Annotated in this window: 14 protein-coding genes; 2 read left to right on the forward strand and 12 right to left on the reverse strand. The window is 61.2% G+C overall.

Going from position 1 to position 19,090, the window contains the following annotated elements; all coding sequences use genetic code 11:
- The 10 genes from AX724_RS09960 to AX724_RS10000 form a co-directional block, all read right to left on the reverse strand.
- Window positions 1-1,922, reverse strand: a 1,922-nt coding sequence (locus AX724_RS09960) for an SNF2-related protein (protein ID WP_156448045.1), incomplete at its 3' end; no start/stop codon positions are given.
- A gap of 19 nt (window positions 1,923-1,941) precedes the next feature.
- Window positions 1,942-3,243, reverse strand: coding sequence for a hypothetical protein (locus AX724_RS09965; RefSeq protein WP_066765843.1), 1,302 nt, complete (start codon window positions 3,241-3,243; stop codon window positions 1,942-1,944).
- Between the two features lie 13 nt (window positions 3,244-3,256).
- Window positions 3,257-3,718, reverse strand: coding sequence for a BglII/BstYI family type II restriction endonuclease (locus AX724_RS09970; RefSeq protein WP_066765845.1), 462 nt, complete (start codon window positions 3,716-3,718; stop codon window positions 3,257-3,259).
- A gap of 3 nt (window positions 3,719-3,721) precedes the next feature.
- Window positions 3,722-4,474: a DNA-methyltransferase gene (locus tag AX724_RS09975; protein WP_231736621.1), complete on the reverse strand. Its 753-nt coding sequence runs from the start codon at window positions 4,472-4,474 to the stop codon at window positions 3,722-3,724.
- A gap of 421 nt (window positions 4,475-4,895) precedes the next feature.
- Window positions 4,896-5,525 (reverse strand): DUF6088 family protein, encoded by a 630-nt coding sequence (locus AX724_RS22795; protein ID WP_197421536.1) that lies wholly within the window; start codon window positions 5,523-5,525, stop codon window positions 4,896-4,898.
- 89 nt (window positions 5,526-5,614) lie between these two features.
- Window positions 5,615-6,973: a tyrosine-type recombinase/integrase gene (locus tag AX724_RS09980; RefSeq protein ID WP_066765849.1), complete on the reverse strand. Its 1,359-nt coding sequence runs from the start codon at window positions 6,971-6,973 to the stop codon at window positions 5,615-5,617.
- A gap of 226 nt (window positions 6,974-7,199) precedes the next feature.
- Window positions 7,200-7,679, reverse strand: coding sequence for a methylated-DNA--[protein]-cysteine S-methyltransferase (locus tag AX724_RS09985; RefSeq protein ID WP_066765851.1), 480 nt, complete (start codon window positions 7,677-7,679; stop codon window positions 7,200-7,202).
- A gap of 78 nt (window positions 7,680-7,757) precedes the next feature.
- Window positions 7,758-9,167 (reverse strand): efflux transporter outer membrane subunit, encoded by a 1,410-nt coding sequence (locus AX724_RS09990; RefSeq protein WP_066765926.1) that lies wholly within the window; start codon window positions 9,165-9,167, stop codon window positions 7,758-7,760.
- A gap of 7 nt (window positions 9,168-9,174) precedes the next feature.
- Window positions 9,175-12,348, reverse strand: a complete 3,174-nt coding sequence (locus AX724_RS09995) for an efflux RND transporter permease subunit (protein ID WP_066765853.1) — start codon at window positions 12,346-12,348, stop codon at window positions 9,175-9,177.
- A gap of 3 nt (window positions 12,349-12,351) precedes the next feature.
- Window positions 12,352-13,512, reverse strand: a complete 1,161-nt coding sequence (locus AX724_RS10000) for an efflux RND transporter periplasmic adaptor subunit (protein ID WP_066765854.1) — start codon at window positions 13,510-13,512, stop codon at window positions 12,352-12,354.
- A 116-nt stretch (window positions 13,513-13,628) separates the two neighbouring features.
- Here AX724_RS10000 and AX724_RS10005 point away from each other — a divergent pair, with 116 nt between their 5' ends.
- Together AX724_RS10005 and AX724_RS24015 are read left to right on the forward strand one after the other, a co-directional pair.
- Window positions 13,629-14,240 (forward strand): TetR/AcrR family transcriptional regulator, encoded by a 612-nt coding sequence (locus AX724_RS10005; protein WP_066765858.1) that lies wholly within the window; start codon window positions 13,629-13,631, stop codon window positions 14,238-14,240.
- 117 nt (window positions 14,241-14,357) lie between these two features.
- Window positions 14,358-14,516 carry a hypothetical protein gene (locus tag AX724_RS24015; protein WP_197421537.1) on the forward strand — a complete coding sequence of 53 codons (159 nt, stop codon included), beginning with the start codon at window positions 14,358-14,360 and terminating at the stop codon, window positions 14,514-14,516.
- Between the two features lie 11 nt (window positions 14,517-14,527).
- On the opposite strand, the gene AX724_RS10010 is transcribed toward AX724_RS24015, so the two are convergent.
- Both AX724_RS10010 and AX724_RS10015 read right to left on the reverse strand, forming a co-directional pair.
- Complete coding sequence (locus tag AX724_RS10010; RefSeq protein WP_066765860.1) at window positions 14,528-17,410, reverse strand: M16 family metallopeptidase; 2,883 nt, start codon at window positions 17,408-17,410, stop codon at window positions 14,528-14,530.
- 298 nt (window positions 17,411-17,708) lie between these two features.
- On the reverse strand, window positions 17,709-19,088 hold the full coding sequence (locus AX724_RS10015) for a DEAD/DEAH box helicase (protein ID WP_066765862.1): 1,380 nt from the start codon (window positions 19,086-19,088) through the stop codon (window positions 17,709-17,711).
- Between the last annotated feature and the right edge of the window lie 2 nt (window positions 19,089-19,090).

The raw sequence follows: 19,090 nt of genomic DNA on the forward strand, positions 1-19,090 counted from the left end.
AAAGGGGGTCCCTCTTCGACGCCGATCGGGGGTCCCTTTTGAACGCCGTTTGACAGCTTACCTTCCAACTCTTCTACTAGATCGACTAGATCCTGCATGTCCACATCGTAGTCGATGGGATCGTCAGCCTCGTCTTCATCAAGCGCGAGCTGGCGCAGATCAGAGTCATCGAGCAAGTTTTCGAGCCCGTGGATTTTTTGCGCCAGTCGCCGACTCACGGAAAGATCGACGCTCCCCAAACCAGCGGGTGCCTTGGTGCGATAGATGTGAATGTTCGTTTCGGTCCCAGGCTTCAGCCCGAGACGGTGAATTCGATCTATCGATTGCAGGTAATGCGTGGAGACATAGCTTCGGTCGAGATAGATGGCGTCGTGACATACAGTGTGCAGGCTGATGCCCTCACCAGCGGCTGCTGGGTTCGCGATCATCACTTTGCAGAACGGGTCCTGGTGAAATTTTGCGAGACGGCCCTCTCGCGTACTCATGTCCGTGGCTTCGCCAGTGGGAATGGCCCCATACAGCGACACGGGATTCAGGTCGGCCAAAAGACGTTCGAGATCGAGGATCGACTGCGTAAAGATGGTCCAGATGACGGACTTCTTTCCCTCTTTCGCCAATGCGCGCGCGTGCGCACACACCGCTTTCATCTTGAGAGATGCACCTTCTTCTACGACCTTGTCGGCGATGCCCGAGGAGATGTCGCGCATGTCCCGCGTCATAGCTTGCAGCGCCAACGTAGGATTAGTCGAAAGCTGCAAGAGGCGCATGACAGACTTACGCGCGGATAAGAAATCCGGCTGACTTGCCCTCGACATGGCCTTGGTAATTTGTCGGAGAACCTCCTCTTTAACGACGCCGTAAAGCGCTAACTGGCCATCGGCCATCGCCACATCATGGAAATGCCGGACAGCAGGTTTAAGGCCCAGCTCATGCTTCGTCGTGCGGACATACAAATCACCGAGCACCTGGCGCGGCGATACGCCCCGCTGGATTTGAAGATCGTATCCCTGACCCGGCCACAGGAAGCTAAGTTGGGACGCCATGTCATTGGCATCCTGTGGCATCGGAGTTCCGGAAAGAATGTCGCGGCGCGCCGGCGAGGACGCGATATTGATGAGGAACGCCCCTCTCTGTGATGCAAGCCCCGCCTTCATGCGATGTGACTCGTCGAGCACTAAATGGACGGATTGTCGCGAGAAGTAGGCAGCAACGAGCGATTGTTGCCTGACGAGCAAATCGTAGGACATCAAGAAGCGACGAGCACCGCTCCGAAGGGCCACTTCATTCTGCAAGTCGCTGCCCGACAAGACAGTGAATTCTTCACGGACCCACTCTGGCGCATTCGCATCTACGCACTCCGCTACGATTCCGCGCCACGCCGGAAAAGCCGCTTTAGGAGCCACTACAAAGAGGTGGGCATCGGGTTTGGCCGCGAGCAAACTTAGCGCTAAGGTGACGGTCGTTTTGCCCGCTCCGGGTACCGAGAAGTTCGCCCCATGCGGCAATGAGAGTAGGCGCGCTAAATCCCTCAACTGGAAGGGTTTGAGCTGCCGCCGAAATCCAAGGGCGTCCAACCGCGGCTGAATCTCCCTTTCGTCGATTTGGAGCACCAACGTGTCCTTCGACGCGCGGGCCTTTTTCGTCTCGACTACGAAAGCCGCAACCTTCGCCCTTGCGCGGTCGGTCGGTACAAGTCGAAACGCCAACGCCTTCTGAGTGCTCGCACTCCCGAACTCACGGATGACGCCAAGCACTTCAGGCCAAGGAAGGTCGATGACATCATCCAAAAGGATGGCGTCGGCCTGAGCAGAAAATCGAGCCTTTAAGCGTTCCCAAATCGGCGAGATGCCTTCGTCGCCGGTCTTAGACAGCGTTCCCCGGACTCTCGGCGTGTCGTAATCGATCCCAATTTCGAGAGGCATTGCGCGGCCCGCTTCCAACCTAAGACTTCAGCTTCGCGATTTTGCCTTCAAGCTCCGCAACGATTTTCTTTATGGCATCAAGCTGCTTGGAAATTTTCGGAACGGTCGACTTCTCGGCCCGTGACATATCGACGGAAGCAAGTTTCGTGTGGGCTTGCTGGACCGCCTTCAGCGCAGCCCCGCCAGACTTCTGACCCTTGTCTAGCTGGATTTCCGTCTGCGCAGCTTCGATCAGCGCTTCGATAGCCGCTTCATTGTCTTGTGCACGAAGGGCGGCAATTACCCCAGCAAAGCTTGTGGGCTGTGGCTCGTCCCCGATGTCGATTGCGAAGTCGTCAGCGCCATCGTCATCATCGGCCTCCTCAACTTCGGTCACGATGCCCAGTTCACCTGCGACGCGGTCGAGGACATTATCCGCAAGCGTGCCGATAGCAGGATTGTAGTCGTAGAGGCGTCCTTCAAGCCGGCCCTTGTTCTGATAAAGCGACCACGCAATCGCACGGCTGGCCTCTTTCATAGCCTCCGACTTACCTTCAAGGAGCTTCGGCAAGTCGCCGAAAAGCTGTTCTGCGTCCTCGCGGATTTCGCTGTAATTCCCTTTAGTGCCTGGAGCCTCCTTGAGATAAAGGTCAGCCTCCGCCAGCGTTTGGATGGCGTACTTTACGTCCTTCTCTTTCCGGCGAAGCTGATCGGCGACTACCTTTGGCGTGCGTCCGAGATTGACCAGGCGACTGATCAGCTGCGCCTCGCCGATCCAGTCGTAGTCCAATTTTGTTTCTGGCACCGCCTGCAAATTTGCTTCGATGTCGACAATTTCTTCGGCGGTTGCATCGGCTGGCAAGACGAGCACGTCGATGTGGCTGAAGTGCGCGAACTTGCTGCCCTGGTCATAAAGCTCTCGAAGCGCCGCGAGCCGACGGTTGCCATTTACGACAATTCCGCCCGCCGTGATCAGTAACGGTTGGCGTTGCCCCTCCGTCTCAAGCACATCTGACACAGGCACGACCGAGTCGGCTTTGCCCTTGAGGGAGAGGCGGTGCAGGAGCTGATGCTGAGCTTGCTGAACCTCTTCGGACTCTGTACCTGCAGCGAAGTAGTCCGACTTCTTTCCATTCTCGGCGATGTAGTCGCGCTGATCTGTGAAAGTACGGAAGTTCTCCATGCGATAGACCGGAAGGTCAATCGGCACCTGGATGAACGGCAGTTTATGGACGCGATTCCGGAAGCCGTAAAACTCTCGCTTTTCGGTTGCCGCAACCACTTTGCTGGCAATTGTCGCGGCGCGGCTGACAGGCGCGGTGAGCTGGACCTTATACGGCATCGCTGGCTCGCCCTTATTCGAACGCGATCAGGAGGATAGGCACGTGGATGACCTGCGCGAAGACCGCCAGCTCTTTTGAGACACGCTCAAAATTGGCGATGTTGCTGCCGATTTTTGAAGCGGCGAACTTTGTGGGCAGGGCGAACGCGGCCGCCTTGATCCGCTTCGATTGAGCGAGATATTCCAGCTTCAACAAGTCATAGGGCGCGCGGCTCATGTTTCCGGTTTGAACTTGGAACGCGAGATCATCCTTGATGGCGGTGACCGTGTTACGCAGCTCCTGATCGATCTTAACGTTCAGCGCCCAACCTTCCGCCGTAAATTCAGCGGCGATGTGGTTGCGGATGTCGTTGGTGCAACCAGGCTGCATCTTGATCGCAGGAGCCTCGAAGACATCCGTGATCCACTCATAAAGGTCGCGCTCTTCCCACGCGGCCCGCCCGTGATGGTGATCGTAGATGAATTGAAGCTTCATCCGTTAGCCCTCGTTCGGATCGTAGACCGGCTTGTTCAGCGGGCGGGTTCTCAGATCACCAGCGTAGAAGCTGTCGATGCGATCGGCGGCAATATCGATATATTGTTGTGTAATGTCGCAGCCATAAGCCATCCGCCCATGCTTGAGCGCGGCGATAGCGGACGAGCCAACACCCAGGTAAGGGTCGAGCACGTTCTGGCCAGGGTTTGTTAGAGCAAGCACGAGGCGCTCAACCAGCGCCACGGGAAACTGGCACGGGTGGTCCGTCTTCTCGACATGGTTGGCTTTGACGTTCGGAATGTCCCAAACATCCGCAGGGTTCTTTCCTAAGGGGTTACCTGAAAGCTCGCCCCGGTTCGGGCCTTTGAAGTGTTTTTTGTTCGGATACTTCGATGGCACTCGAACCGGATCGAGATTGAATATGTAATCGTCCGACTTCGTGAACCACAGTATGGTTTCATGCCGTCCAGAAAACCGACGCTGACAGTGAAGCCCGTGCCCGAAGGTCCACACGATGCGGTTACGAAGCTTGAGCCCGTGTTGCTTGAACAGCCCGTACAGAACTATGTCGAGTGGAAATACTTCTCCATCATCCACGTGGTTGCCGACCTGCCAGCAAATCGAGCCGTTGGGATGAAGAAGACGCACTGCCTCCGCGATGGTGGAAGCCTGCTGCTCTATGTAAAGCTCCAGCGACGTCCGGCGCTCGTACTCTTTGCCAATGTTGTAGGGCGGCGAAGTAACAATCAGGTTCATGCTTTCTTTCTTTAAAGACCGCATGAAATCGATGTTGTCCGCGCACTCGATTGTGTGCTGCGGTTTAGAAGAAAACGGGATGACGTTTTGCGCTGACCTTTTCACGCCAGAGTGTTCGCACTTAGCCGCTTTGTTGGCAAGATCGACGTCAGCGTCGGGGGCGCCTGGAAAGCTTAATGATTTTCGCAACTTGGATCGCCTTTCGACATGCCGTTAGGGTATGGCCCGTCGCCAGCCGCGGCGAGGCTGAATGACCGCTGGTTCTTACATTGTCTGAAAAGCTGAGAAGTGCGGCGAGTCGCGACCTGGGAAAGGGGTTGGACCTGCCCTTTCAACCGGCTTTGGAACTGCCACCTTGCCCCCGTCGGTATCACTCTTTTCAACGGGCGGCGCACGATCAGCGGTGACGAGACGTGCGAGATCAATTGCTCACCTCAGGCGCTGATGCGTTGGCGATCGAGACTAGCGTAGGCCGCATCCAAGCAGGAGCTTTGATGGCAGTTGAAGCCAGCACTTTCTTGTCACTGGGAGACAGATGGCTCACCGCAACCCGTGCAACGTCAGCCGCCCGAACGGGGCCGAGATGGCGAAGCGCCTGAACCACAGTTCCCGCTGGGCTACCCGGCGCGATAAGATGCTTGGGTGAGGCGTGACGGATATCCACGACCCGCTTACCCAGCACAACACGGCGTGATGGGCCATCAGTCAGATAGGTGCTCTGGGCCGGCACTTGGGATACTAGACCAAGAGCATTCGCAGCCCGCGCGCCCGCGATCTGTATGTGCGAACCGGTCTCTCGGGCAAAAGCGCCGGCAATATCGTCTGGCGCAGGTGACAGTGCCCCAAGCTCGGGATGAAACTTTGGGAAATCGTAGAGCCCTCGCGCGAGGCGACGGAGATGTCCGCCTTTAACCAACCGGCAAAGGGCTTGATCAACAGATGGGCGAGCAGCGACCGTCAGGAAATCGCTGGGTGTGAAAACGCTGCCGCGCCCGCGAGCGCGCACACGCTTCATAACCAAGTCAGGAACAGAGTCGGCCACCGTTTTCATGTGTCAGAAAATAGCGCAAGTTTTTCTGACTAGCAACCGTCCGTGTCATTACCTCATTAAGCGTCAACAGATTTCGAAGCAGCGCCACGCTAAGCTGCGACAGGTTGATCCTCGCTTCGAGGACCTGCGTCCGCCGCCGAAGCTTGCTGCAGGAAACGAGCGAGGGCTGACCGCCGCGACTCGCGATCAACGGCGTATGCGGTTTGCTTGAATTCAATGCCGTCCAGAAGGCCTTGGATGTAGCCGGAGATGGTATCAGCGGCCATGATCAGCGCCGTGTCGAGCGTGTGTATGTAGTTGCTGGTGACGGAGCCCTTAGAATGCCCAACCAATGCAGCGATGGTGACCTCCGTAAAGCCAAGATCATTTGCGATGCTGGCGAAGCTATGTCGCAGGACATGAGGCGTGATGTCGGCGAGCGGCGTATCGTCGAATATCTGCTCCCAATGGTTCGGCAAACTTCCGAAAGCGTTATCATCTCCTTGGCCCGAGAAGACGTAGGTGCCTGCTCTCACTTTCCGGCGCTTCTCCAGATATTCCACGACAGGCAGGCCGATTGGGCGGATTGACCTTCCCTCCTTGCTGTCCGTCAGTCGCAGGCAGCTTGAATCGGTATCGGCTTCGGCCCAAGTCAGAGTGACCATTTCGGTTCGGCGGCAGCCGGTCAGCGCAAGCTGGCGGATCAATTCGACCGAAACCTCATACTTCTCGTTCTCGGCCGCTTTAGCGAGCAACTGGCCAAGCACGCGATACTCGGCCTCGCTGAGCCTCCGAGCGCGGACGCTGTCCTTCGGTCGCCGCACACCGTGGGCAGGGTTCACTTCGATGATGCCAGCATCCACGGCGTAGGTGAGAATTCCACCGAACAAGCCGATCGTACGGGTAGCCGTCCCGGCTCCGCCCTTGACGATCGATTTTCCTCGCAGCTTCTTGGTCTTGGCAACGAGGCGCGTCTTGCCCGCCATGATGTCCTTCATGGCCTTGTTGATTTCGGCCTTGGTCAGATCCTTCACCCGTCGGGAACCGAGCAAGGGGACTATGTGCCGGTGGATTCGGCCAATGTCCGAGGCGATCGTGCCTGGCTTCTTCGGGCGCCCGCCTTTTCCGAGAATGAGGCCGGCGTTCAGGTCGGCGAGGTAGAGGTCGCACAGCTCTTTGACCGTGATCGCCCTATTGTCGAGCTGCTTCTCTTCTGCCGGGTCTTCGCCTTGAGCGATACGCCCCAGTTGCACCTTCGCTTCCTGGCGGGCCCGCTCGGGCGTCCAGACGCCGTGCAGGCCAATCGTGAAACGTCTCGATCGCTTGCCGAGCCGATACTGAATGACGTAGCTGCGCTTGCCGGAGGCGAACACTCTGAGGCCGAAACCGGGCAGTTCGTCGTCCCAAATAACGTAATCTTTTTCGCGACCGTCTGCGGCGTCGACGACCCGTTTAGTGAGCTTAGGCATGGGCTTCCTCCGACCCTACCGTTTCCTCTCGCGTAAGCACCACGTAAGCACGCGGGCGAAAACTGTGGCGGGGAGAAGAGTAGCTTCGGCGGAGAAGGAATTCAAATTGTTTAGCATTTACAGGGAGATAGGCGGGCATTGGCGGCTCCTTGCGCTTTTTGGCGGAGCTAGCCATATTCCCTCCGAAGGCAAAGGCCAGAGGTTCGAATCCTCTTGGGTGCACCATTTACCGGCTTTCGAACGACAGCAGCCAGGCCTTGGTTTCCATGCCGCCGGCAAAACCCGTCAGTCCGCCCGCCTTGCCTATCACCCGGTGGCAGGGCAGGACGATGGATAGCGGATTGCGTCCGTTTGCGGCCCCTACCGCCCTGCTCGCGGACGGACGACCGACCTGCGCTGCGATCTCGCTATAGCTGCGCGTTTCACCAAAGGGGATGGCAGCCAGCGCAGTCCACACCTGCTGCTGAAAGGGCGTGCCCTGGGGATCGAGCGGAAGGTCGAAGCTGCGCCGGGCGCCAGAGAAATATTCCCCAAGCTGCCGCGCCGCAGCCGTCAGGATGGGATGCCCCCGCCCGTCCTGCCGCGGCGGAAGACGTACGCGTGCGGGATCGTCATCGGGCCACAGCAGCGCAACCAATGCCCCCTCGCTTGCAATCAGCGTCAGGTCGCCAACAGGGGACGACAGGCCGGTTTCGTACAGGATCATGGCATTCTCTCCATTTCGAGACGCCTTTCTAGCGGGACAGCGTCTATCCCGCCTCCCATCGATTGCGGTCAAATATTCTTATTTCAGGCCGCCGCCCATCGCCCGGTAAAGCTCGACCATGTTCGTCGCTCGCGTCAGCCGTGTCGCCAGCAGGCTCTGCTCGGCCGTATAGAGTGACCGCTGGGAATCCAGTGTCGAGAGGAAACTGTCCACGCCTGCCCGGAAGCGGGCTTCGGAAAGTGTGTAGGCAACCCGCGACGCATCGCGCAGGGAGGTCTGCGCTTCGATCTGCTGCGTCATCGTGCCCCGGCGGGCGAGCGCGTCGGCGACTTCGCGGAAGCCTGTCTGCACGCTCTTCTCATATGTCGCGACCATCGCGTCGTAGGTGGCGCGAGCATATTGGAGATTGCCCTTGCGTCGACCGAAATCGAAGATCGGCAGGCTGGCCGACGGAGCGACCGACCAGAAATCGCTGCCACTGCCGAACAGATTGGACAGGCCCTGGCTCACGGAGCCGAAAGCCGCCGTCAGTGAGATGGTCGGGAAGAAGGCTGCGCGCGCCGCCCCTATATTGGCGTTCGCCGCGCGCAGTTGATGTTCCGCCGCCGCAATGTCGGGCCGGCGCAGCAGCACTTCCGACGAAATATTGGCTGGCAGATTTTCCAGCGTTGCGCTTTGCCGCGGCATTGCATCGGGCAGGTCCCCAGCCGGCACCGTCGTCCCCGCCAGCAGGTTGAGCGCGTTCTGGTCCTGCGCGACCAGCGTCGTCGCCTGCGCGATGTCGGACCGTGCCTGGTCGTAGCTGGTCTGCGCCTGCCGCACCTCCAGTTCCGATGCAATCCCCTTGGCGAAGCGGGCGCGGGTCAGTTCCAGCGTCTTGCCGAATGTTTGTTCCAGGTCACGTCCGATCCGCAACCGCTCCTGATCCGCCGCCATGGTGAGCCAGGCATTGGCGATCTCCGCAATCAACGCGATCTGCGCGGCGTTGCGGTTCTCGACTGCCGCGAAATATTGCTCCTGCGCCGCCTTGCTCAGGTTCCGCACCCGCCCGAACAGGTCGATTTCCCAGGCCGAAATGCCGACCTGCGCCTGATAGACATCGTTGTTCAGCCGTTGCGACTGGCCGAACTGAACCAGCGGCTGCTCGCTATAGGTGGCGGACCCGGTCGCGCCGACCGTGGGCAACAGATCGGCGCGCTGCACCCGGTATTGCGCCCGCGCCTGTTCGATATTGGCGACTGCCAGCCGCAGGTCGCGATTGTTGGCGAGCGCGGTCTCAATGACCCGCGCCAGCCGCACATCGGTGAAGAAATCGCGCCAGGCCGTCTCCGCCGGCACGATCGCGCCGCCCGCATCGGCAGCATAAGCCGGGCCATCCGGCAAAGCGACCGGCACGGGACTGGCCGGCCGAACATATTTGGGTGCGAGGTCGCAAGCCGCGAGTGTCAGCGACAAGGTAAGCGCGCCCAGCGCATGGATGCTGCGCATCATGGTCTCAAGCCTCCCGCGGCGCGTCAGGGTTTACCCGGTCGCCTGCCGCCTCATGGTCCTTATGTTCACGGAACAGCCGCTTTACCACGGTAAAGAAGACCGGTACGAAGAAGATGGCCAGCACCGTCGCCGACAACATGCCGCCAACCACTGCCCAACCGATCGCATTCTGCCCGCCCGCGCCCGCGCCAGTGGAAACCGCCAGCGGCAGCACGCCGAAGACGAAGGCAAGGCTGGTCATCAAAATAGGTCGCAGGCGCAGCTTGCCCGCTTCGAGTGCAGCTTGCGCCGGAGCAAGCCCTTCGCGCATCTTCTCTTCGGCGAACTCCACGATGAGGATCGCATTCTTGGCAGAAACGCCGATCGTGGTGATGAGACCGACCTGCAGATAGACGTCGTTGTTAAGGCCCGCCAGCGTCGCGGCGATCACCGCGCCAAGCACGCCGAGCGGCACGACAAGCATGACGGCGATCGGCACCGACCAGCTCTCGTACAGCGCGGCAAGGCACAGGAATACGATCAGCATGGAGAGCGCATAGACATAGGGGGCCTGTCCGCCGGAGGTCTTTTCCTCGAAGGAAATGCCGTTCCACGCAAAGCCGACGCCGGGCGGCAGCTTGGCCGCTATCTCCTCCATGGCCTGCATCGCCGTGCCGGTGGATACACCCGGCGCAGGGCTGCCCTGGATGTTCATCGAAGGCACGCCATTGTAACGCTCCAGCCGCGCCGGCCCGTTGATCCACTCCGTCGTGGAGAAGGCCGACAGCGGCGCCATCGTGCCCGTGCTGCCGCGCACATGATAATTGCCGACGGCATCAGGGGATGTGCGGAATGGCGCGTCGGCCTGGACATAGACCCGCTTCACCCGGTCACGGTCGATGAAGTCGTTGACATAGGATCCGCCCAGATTGGTGCTGATCGTGTCGTTGACGTCCGCCTGCGCGATCCCCAGTGCACCTGCCGCCGCCTGATCGACGTTGAGCTTGATCTGCGGCGTATCCTCCAGCCCGTTGGGCCGAACCTGCGCCAGCCTTTTGTCGGCCATCGCCATGCCGAGCAGCTGGTTGCGCGCGGCTAGCAGCGCCTCATGCCCCAGATTCGCCTGGTCGAGCAGCTGGAAGTCGAACCCCGATGCATTGCCCAGTTCCTGCACCGCTGGCGGCACGAAGGCGAAGGCCATCCCCGCCTTGATCTTCTGGAACGCCATATTGGCGCGCAACGCGATAGCGGGAACCGCGTTCTTCTCGCCCTCGCGCTCCTTCCAGTCCTTCATTCGCGCGAAGAGGATGCCGACATTCTGCCCCTGCCCGACAAAGCCGAAGCCTGCGATGGTGAAGACGGCAGCGACATTATCCTTCTCTTGGATCGTATAATGATCGCGCATCCGCACCAGCGTCCGCTCGGTTTCCTCGATCGTGCTGCCGGCAGGCAGCGACACCTGGTTTATGATGATGCCCTGGTCCTCTTCGGGCAGGAAGCCGCCCGGCAGCCGCAAGAAAACAAACGCCATGCCGGCCACGATCAGGCCATAGACGATCATCGTCCTGCCCCAGCGCCGCTCGACCTTCTGAACGCCCTGCCCGTACCGGGTCACGCCCTTGTCGAAGGTGCGATTGAACCAGCCAAAGAAACGTCCGAAGATCGACCCGACCGGGCCGTTCCAGCTATGCCCATGATCGGCTGGCCGCAATATGGTGGCGCACAGCGCCGGCGTGAGGATCAAGGCGACCAGCACCGACAATATCATCGAAGATACGATGGTGATCGAAAACTGGCGGAAGATGACGCCGGTAGATCCGGGAAAGAAGGCCATGGGCAGAAACACGGCGGAAAGCACCATGCCAATGCCGATCAGCGCGCCGCTGATCTCGTCCATGGACTTCTTGGCCGCTTCCTTGGGGCTGAGCCCCTCGGTCTGGATCAGGCGCTCGACATTTTCGACCACGACGATCGCGTCGTCGACGAGCAGGCCAATCGCCAGCACCATGCCAAACAAGGTGAGCGTGTTGATGGTGAAGCCCGCCACGCTGAGCACCGCCAGCGATCCCAGCAGCACTATCGGCACCGCGATCGTCGGGATCAGCGTCGCCCGCCAGTTCTGGAGGAAGATGAACATGACGACGAAGACCAGCAGCACAGCCTCGACCAGGGTGTGGATGACCTGTTCGACCGACAGTCGAACGAATGTCGAATTGTCGACCGGGAAGTCATATTTGACCCAGACCGGGAAGTTCTTCGACAGCGCGTCCACCCGCTCCTTGACTGCCGTAACGGTGTCGAGCGCATTGGCCCCGGGCGCCAGCCGGATGCCGAAGCCGGCGGCCGGATGTCCATTGAACTTCGCGCTGAACCCGTAATTCTCCGCGCCCAGCTCGATCCGCGCGACGTCCGACAGCAGCACTACCGATCCATCGGGATTGCTGCGGAGGCGGATATTGCGAAATTCCTCGGGCGTCCGTAGCCTAGATTGCGCTGTCACTGTCGCGTTCAGCGCCTGGCCCGCGGGCGCGGGCAAGCCGCCTATCTGCCCCGCCGACACCTGTGCGTTCTGCGCCGTGATGGCGTTTTTGACGTCGCTTGTCGTGACCTGCAGCGTCGCCATCTTGAACGGGTCGAGCCAGATGCGCATCGCATATTGCGATCCGAACAGCTGCGTGTCGCCGACGCCCGTGACCCGGCTTATCGGATCCTGCAGGGACGACGCGACGAAATCGGCGGCATCCTGCCCGTCGTGAATGCCGTCATCGGCATAGACAGCCATGATCAGCAGGAAGCTCGCCGCCGACTTACTCACCCGCAGCCCCTGTTGCTGCACTTCCTGCGGCAGCAGCGGCGTCGCCTGCGCCAGCTTGTTCTGCACCTGCACCTGCGCGATGTCGGGATCGGTCCCCTGCTCGAAGGTCAGGGTGATGTTGAGATTGCCCGACCCGTCGCTGGTGGACGAAAAATAGCGCAGATTATCGATGCCCTTGAGCTGCTGCTCGATGATCTGCGTAGTCGTGCTCGACAGCGTTTCGGCGTTCGCGCCCGGATAGGTGGTCTGGATCGTCACCGCAGGCGGCGCGATCTCCGGGAACTGCGCCACCGGCAGCGATCGGATGGCAAGCAATCCGGCCAGCATGATGACGATGGCGATGACCCATGCAAAGATGGGCCGGTCGATGAAATAGCGAGCCATGGCTTATTGCGCCCCGCCGGCTGCGCCGTTCTGGCCTGCTACCACCTGCTGCGGCACGCCGGGTTTGACGAGTGTACCGGGGCGCAGATTGAGGAGTCCCTCCACGATCAGTTGGTCGCCGGCCTTCAGCCCCTTGGTCACGATCCACTTGTCGCCGACCGCGCGATCCACTTCGACCTGGCGCATCTCGACCTTATTGTCCCGACCCACGACCAGCGCCGTCGCGCGACCGCGCGCGTCGCGGCTGATCCCCTGCTGCGGCGCCAGAATGGCATTGGCCCGTTCCCCTTCGACCAGGCGGGCCCGGACATACATGCCCGGCAACAGCAGCCCGTCGGGGTTGGGGAAGATAGCGCGCAACGTCACTGCGCCGGATGTCGGATCGACCGTGACTTCAGCAAATTGCAGCCGCCCCTCGATCGGATAGACGCTGCCATTGGGCAGCAGCAGTTGAATGCGCGCGCCGTCCGCTTCGCTGACCCCGCCCGCCTTCATCGCCTGCCGCAAGTCGATGAGTTGCGCCGCGGATTGGGTGATGTCGACGTAGACGGTGTCGGTCCGTTGAATGGTCGCGAGCGCGTCCGCCTGGCCGGCCTGCACCAACGCGCCGGGCGTGAACAGCGAACGACCTATGCGGCCGGAAATGGGCGCGCGGATGCGGGTGAAATTCTGGTTGACCTGCGCAGCCTGCACCGCGCCGCGCTGGGCCGCGACATTGGCGCGGGCCTGCTGGGCGGCCGCTTCCGCATTGTCAAATTCCTGCCGGCTTACCGCATTGATGCCCACCAGATCGCGATAGCGTTCAGCCTGAAGCGCGGTGGAGCGGATTGCAGCCTGGGCGTTTGCCAAAGATCCCTGCGCTTGTGCCAGGGCCGCGCGGTAAGGCGAATCCTCGATCTCGTACAACAACTGTCCTGCGCGGACAAAACCACCCTCCTGGAACAGGCGACGGCGTATGACCCCGCTGATTTGGGGCCGGACTTCAGCGGTTTCGACTGCAGTGATGCGGCCCGGCAATTCATTCACGAGGGGCGCGGACTCGGTTTTCAGTGTCACTACGCCGACAGCCGGCGGTGGCGGCGCCGGCGGTTGCTCCTGGCCGCATGCGCTCAGCGTCAGCGCAGACGCGCACGCCAGCAGACCGATGATTGACCCCTTTTGCATGACCCGAGTTCCGTCTTTTGATAAGCTTATATTAGCGGAATGAACGTTCATTCCGCTTGCCGGCCACGTAGGATCGTGGCAGGGCAATTTCAAGGGTTAAAAGGTCAAGCATCGCCATGGTTGCAGTGCAACATGAAAAAAATGGTCGAACTGCCGTGCTGGCTGCTGCGCGCGACCTGTTCGACAGCCACGGCTTCCATCAAACCTCGATGGCGGAACTGGCGGCGTCCGCTCATGTGTCGGTCGGCCAGATCTATCGGCTGTTCAAAGGCAAGGAAGACATTATCGAAGCCCTGATCATCGACAATGTCGACCAATCGTGCGCGGAAATGACCGCGCTTTGCCGTCAACTCGATAGCGGAGAGCTGAGCGTTGATCAAGCGTTCGAAGCGCTTTTGCGCTACACGGTTGACAGTGAGGATGAGGCCTTATCCTTTGATATATTCGCAGAAAGTTTCCGCAACGAAGCGGTGTCGAAGACGATTGGCGACATGTGCGCCCGCTTCCGCAATATCATCCGCTATTTCGCATATGCTGCCAACCCGCGATTGGCCGGCCAGGATCTCGACGCTGCGGAGGAGGTGGTGCTGGCGTGCATGTTCGGGCTCGGCCACCGTAGCCTGTCCCGCCCGAAACTCGACGCGGCGTGCACGGCCGCCCTTTCCGCCAAGATGATTCTGGCAGCGCTGCGATCGCTAGCCCCGGCCCCAGCTCCTGCGTCGCGTTAGTCTTTTTGACCATCGCGCCTTTGCCACCGTTCGTCCCATCCGGCTGCAATTCATGTTGCACCGCCGAAACCTTCCCGCCCTAATCGGCTTGATATCCGAACTGAGCGGGAGGGAAGCATGACGATTACCAATCGTTTCGATCGCGCCTATTTTCAGGAACGGATCGAGACAAACCGGCAGCTGGCGGAAAAATCCCATAATCCGATTATTCGAGACCTCCATCTCGAATATATCCGGCTTTACGAGCATTTGTTGGAAGCGGAAGTTCCTGCCTGAAACCCGATGCTTCAGCGAGCTGACACGCCTTGTGGCAACGCCACCGCAGACCAACTTTTCTGAGGTATGAGATATTTCGCCGCGAGGGCCTGTAGCTGTGCGGGCGTAACGGACAGCAGGTCTTCCGACATGGCCTTCATGGCGTCGACATAGCGAGGATCCTGAGTCGCGCCTTCCATCTGGCTCATCCAGAAAGCGTTGCCGGTGCTGGCGCGCATCAGCAATTGCCGCATCGGCGCAACCGCGCGCTGCAATTCATCATCGCTGACCGGCGTTTTCGCCAGATCCTCGGCCGTCTTCTTCACGACATCGTAGAAATAAGCGATCCGATCGGGCCGAACCTGGCTGGTCACCAGGATGTAACCACCGCTTTCGTAAGAAAATGGCCAGTTGTTCTGTACGCTGGGGGAATAGGCGGCCCCCTCGGTCGAACGCAGCTTGTCGAAAAGCCTGTCGTTGAAGATTTGCGTCAATATCTCCAGCTGGCGCGCCTCTTTCTGCAAGGCAAAGCCACCGGCCGTGGGCCAGGCCATGACGGCGGCGGCCTGATCCTTGTCGCCATCGTGACGCAGCACGACCGGCGCATCGACATGGGCGGGAAACCGCATCGCCCGGTTGGCCGCCGGGACGGGCTTGTTCGCCCTTGCCGGCAGCGCGCCAAAGGTGGACGCCACCGCCTGGATCGCCTCATCGGGCTTCACCTGCCCGAAAATCTGGATTTCGATGGGCCCGGATGCCAAAATGGGTTCCCACGCCGCGCGGAAGCTCTGCGGCGTCAGAGCCGAAATCTCCTCGCGTGAAGGCGTGCGAAAGCGCACATCCTTGTCATGCAGCAGCCAGTTTAGATCGCGGCCAAGAACCGCGTCGGGCGATCGCGTCATCGCGTCATAAGCGACCAGCGCCCCGGTCTTCACGCGAGCGATCGGTGCCGGATCCCATCCCGGGAAGCCCAACTTGGCAGCGAAGAGCCGCAACTGGTCCTTATAATCGGCAGGGCGGGTCAGAGCCTGCAATTCGAAGGCATCATCATCAATGTTGAAATCCATCCCCATGCGCCGGCCGTTCGTCAGCTCATCAAGCTCGCCCTGCCCCAGCGATCCGATACCGCTTGCCACCAGCGCATAGCCACCGGCCCAGCCGGGAGCCGCGCGGGTCGGCGAAAATGCCTGCTGGCCATGGCCGAAGCGGACGTTGATTCGCACCTTTTCGGTTTCGACATCGTTGGCGAAGAGCGTGAGCTTCACGCCATTGGAGAAGGTGACGCTTTCCATGCCGGGCAGGCCGGTGGGCGTACGCGAAACGACAGTGCCGGGCGCGCCGAATTTGGGGAGGTCGTCCATCGTGACAAGCTTGTCCGCCAGTCGGACGTCGGTCGCCGCCTTCACCGGGGCCGCGACTGCGGCAGCGAGCCTTGCATCCAGCCCGGCCTGCGGTGTGCCCGTCACCAGGAGCGCGCGGAACACGCCGGCCGTGAACAGGCGACGGGTCGAATCCAATATCTTCTGCGGCGTCATGGCCGGCTTGCCGGCCCGGAAGATGTCCACCGCCGCCTGCGGGCTGACCGTCGTTTCCCGGATATCGACGGCGCTGACCAGATCGCTCGCCTGCTTCGACCCGGGCTCTGTATCCGCATTTTCCACCTGGATCGCGAGCGCCGTATCCATTTGCGCATATTCGCGATCGATTTCCGCCTGGCTGGGCGCGGCGGCCTTGGCATCCTCTACGATGGCGCGGACGTCGCCCAGCGCCTTTTCCCAATTGTTGCCGGTGGGCATGATCGTCATGAACGTGCCGTCGGCGGACCGGCTGACATCCTGCTGCTCGACGCTCGATTGCAGGAAGCTGCCGCCCGCGCGGGCCGCGCGCTCCAGCCGACGGCTGACGATCTGTAGCGCCAGCATGTCGGTGAGCTTGTCCTGGTTGTAGACGATCGTGTCGGCATGTGGCTTCCACGGGCGCAACCAGGCCAGGGTAAGCCCGAGCGGAGCGCCCGGTTCCACGATCACGCGGGTCACCGGCTGCTTCGCATCGGGCGCGCCGAAATCGGGCACCGTGCCGCCCGGCCCCACGCCCTTCCAGCCGCTGAAATTATCCTTCAGCAATTGTTCCACCGCCGCCGGGTCCATATCGCCCGACACGGCGATGACCGTGTTTTCGGGCCGATACCAGCGGTCGTGGAACGCCTGCAGCTTGTCCGCAGTCGCGGCGGTAAGCGCGGCAACGGTGCCGATCGGCGCGCGATCGGCCAGTGGCTGACCGGAAAAGAAGTGAAGGCGGCTGCCTTCGGAAATGCGCATCTGCGGACCGTCGCTCTCTCGCTTTTCCGCGAGCACCACCGCGCGTTCGGCATTGACCGCGCCGTCCACGATGTTGGGATCGCTCATCATGCCGGATAGGATTTTTAGACTTTCGCCCAGGCTTGCCGGTGTCGCCTGCGGCAGATCGAGCGCATAGGTGGTGCCGGTCGGCGTCGTTTGTGCATTGCTGTCGCTGCCGAAGGTCACGCCCAGCCGCTGCCAGATGCGCTTGGACTCGCCGTCCGGTACATGGCGCGATCCGCGCATGGAAAGATGTTCCATATAGTGCGCGTAGCCCAGTTCGTCGGGCTTCTCCATCAGCGAGCCGGCGTCCACCCGAAGTCGGACGGACACCTGCCCCGGCGGCACGCCGTTGCGGCGGATGGCGTAGCGCAACCCATTGGGCAATATGCCGAACCGCCAGGCGGTGTCGATCGGCACGTCGCTGTTTTCATAAAGCCACGGCCGCGTCTGCGCCTGCGTCGCGCCCTGCGTGGTGCCGGGTGCAGACGCGGGTTGCGCCGCGAGCGGCGAACCGGTGAGCAGCAGGGCGAGAAGGGAGAGCGAAGCGGCCGAACGGCGTGGGAAAAAGCGCATAGGCAGCCAGCCTAACGTCCTTTTCCTGAATGGCCACTGACAAGTTGGGACAGGTTTGGCGGCACAAAGCTCGCCCAACCATCATCCCGAACTGGTTCAGCATCCATCGTGCCTGCTTCCCAGCCAGGGATCGGCAGCGCCCCGGTGTGGCCGGATTTGTTGCTTCAATATTCCGAGGGCGCGGAGATGTTGTTTCTGAAACAGGCTCAGCAACGCGACGGAAGGAAGAGCAACCTGGCTGTTCCCCAGCGAAAACCGGGGAACAGCCAGGAACCCAGCCAATGCCGGGCGCAAGTTTTCAGCGTGGCGCGCCGGTGCGCTGCACCGCGCCCTTGTGCGCGCCAACGCCCCCGCGCCGCCGCCGCCGGCCGCCCGGCTTCTTCGCCACCTCGCCCTCACCGCGATGCGCCTTGTCGGGCGCGCCGCGCTGGGCCTTCTGGCCGTCCTGATAACGACGCTGCCCCTCGGCGCGCTTGGCCTGCTGAGCCGGACTCTGGCTCGGCCCCTTGCGCGGCGCTGCCGGCTTGGGAAGGTTGCGCACCGCTTCCATGAAATTCTCCGGCAGCGGCGCGATGTCCAGCTTCACCCGCGTTGTTTTCTCGATGGCCTTGAGATGGGGCCGCTCGTCGTCCGCCACGAAGCTGATCGCGACGCCTTCCGCACCGGCGCGCGCCGTGCGGCCGATCCGGTGAACATATTGCTCCGGCACGTTCGGAATCTCGAAGTTGATGACATGGCTGACGCCCGACACGTCAATGCCGCGCGCGGCAATGTCGGTCGCGACCAGCAGCTTGCAATGGCCGTGGCGGAACGCCTGGAGCGCGGTCGTCCGCTGCGCCTGGCTCTTGTTGCCGTGGATGGCGAAGGCCTGGATGCCCGCGCCTTCCAGGAAGCGCACGACCCGGTCCGCGCCATGCTTGGTGCGGGTGAAGATCAGCGCGCGATCAATGTCCTCGGTCTTGAGCACGATATGCAGAAGCGCCTGCTTTTCCGCCTGATTGACGAAGGTCGCCTGCTGGCGCACCCGTTCCGCCGTGGTCGATTGCGGCGCGACGCTGACCTTCACCGGGTCGTTGAGGAACTGGCCGGCCAGCGCCTCGATCTCCTTGGGCATGGTCGCCGAGAAGAACAGGTTCTGCCGGTCGCGCGGCAACAGTTTGGCGATGCGCTTCAACGGATGGATGAACCCCATGTCCATCATCTGGTCGGCCTCGTCCAAGACGAAGATTTCCGTGTCCTTGATGGTGAAGCAACGCTGGTCAATGAGGTCGAGCAAACGGCCGGGCGTCGCGACGACGATGTCGACGCCCTGCGACAAGGCGCGGATCTGCTTGTTGATCGGCACGCCGCCGAACACGGTTTCCACCGACAGTTTGAGGAAACGGCCATAGTCGCGAAAGCTCTGCGCGATCTGCGCGGCGAGTTCGCGAGTGGGCGAAAGCACCAGCATCCGGCACCCCAGCTTGGGCGTGGGCTTGGGATGACGAGCGAAATAGTCGAGGCTGGGCAGCGCGAAGGCGGCCGTCTTGCCGGTGCCGGTCTGCGCGATGCCGCACAGGTCGCGGCCCTCCAGCAGGACGGGAATCGCCTTCTGCTGGATCGGAGTGGGGTTGGCGTAATTTTTGGCGGCAAGCGCCTTTAGGATCGGCTCAGAAAGGCCAAGTTCGGTAAATTCCATGG

It is taken from the genome of Sphingobium sp. CCH11-B1 (assembly GCF_001556865.1).
Lineage (GTDB): Bacteria > Pseudomonadota > Alphaproteobacteria > Sphingomonadales > Sphingomonadaceae > Sphingobium.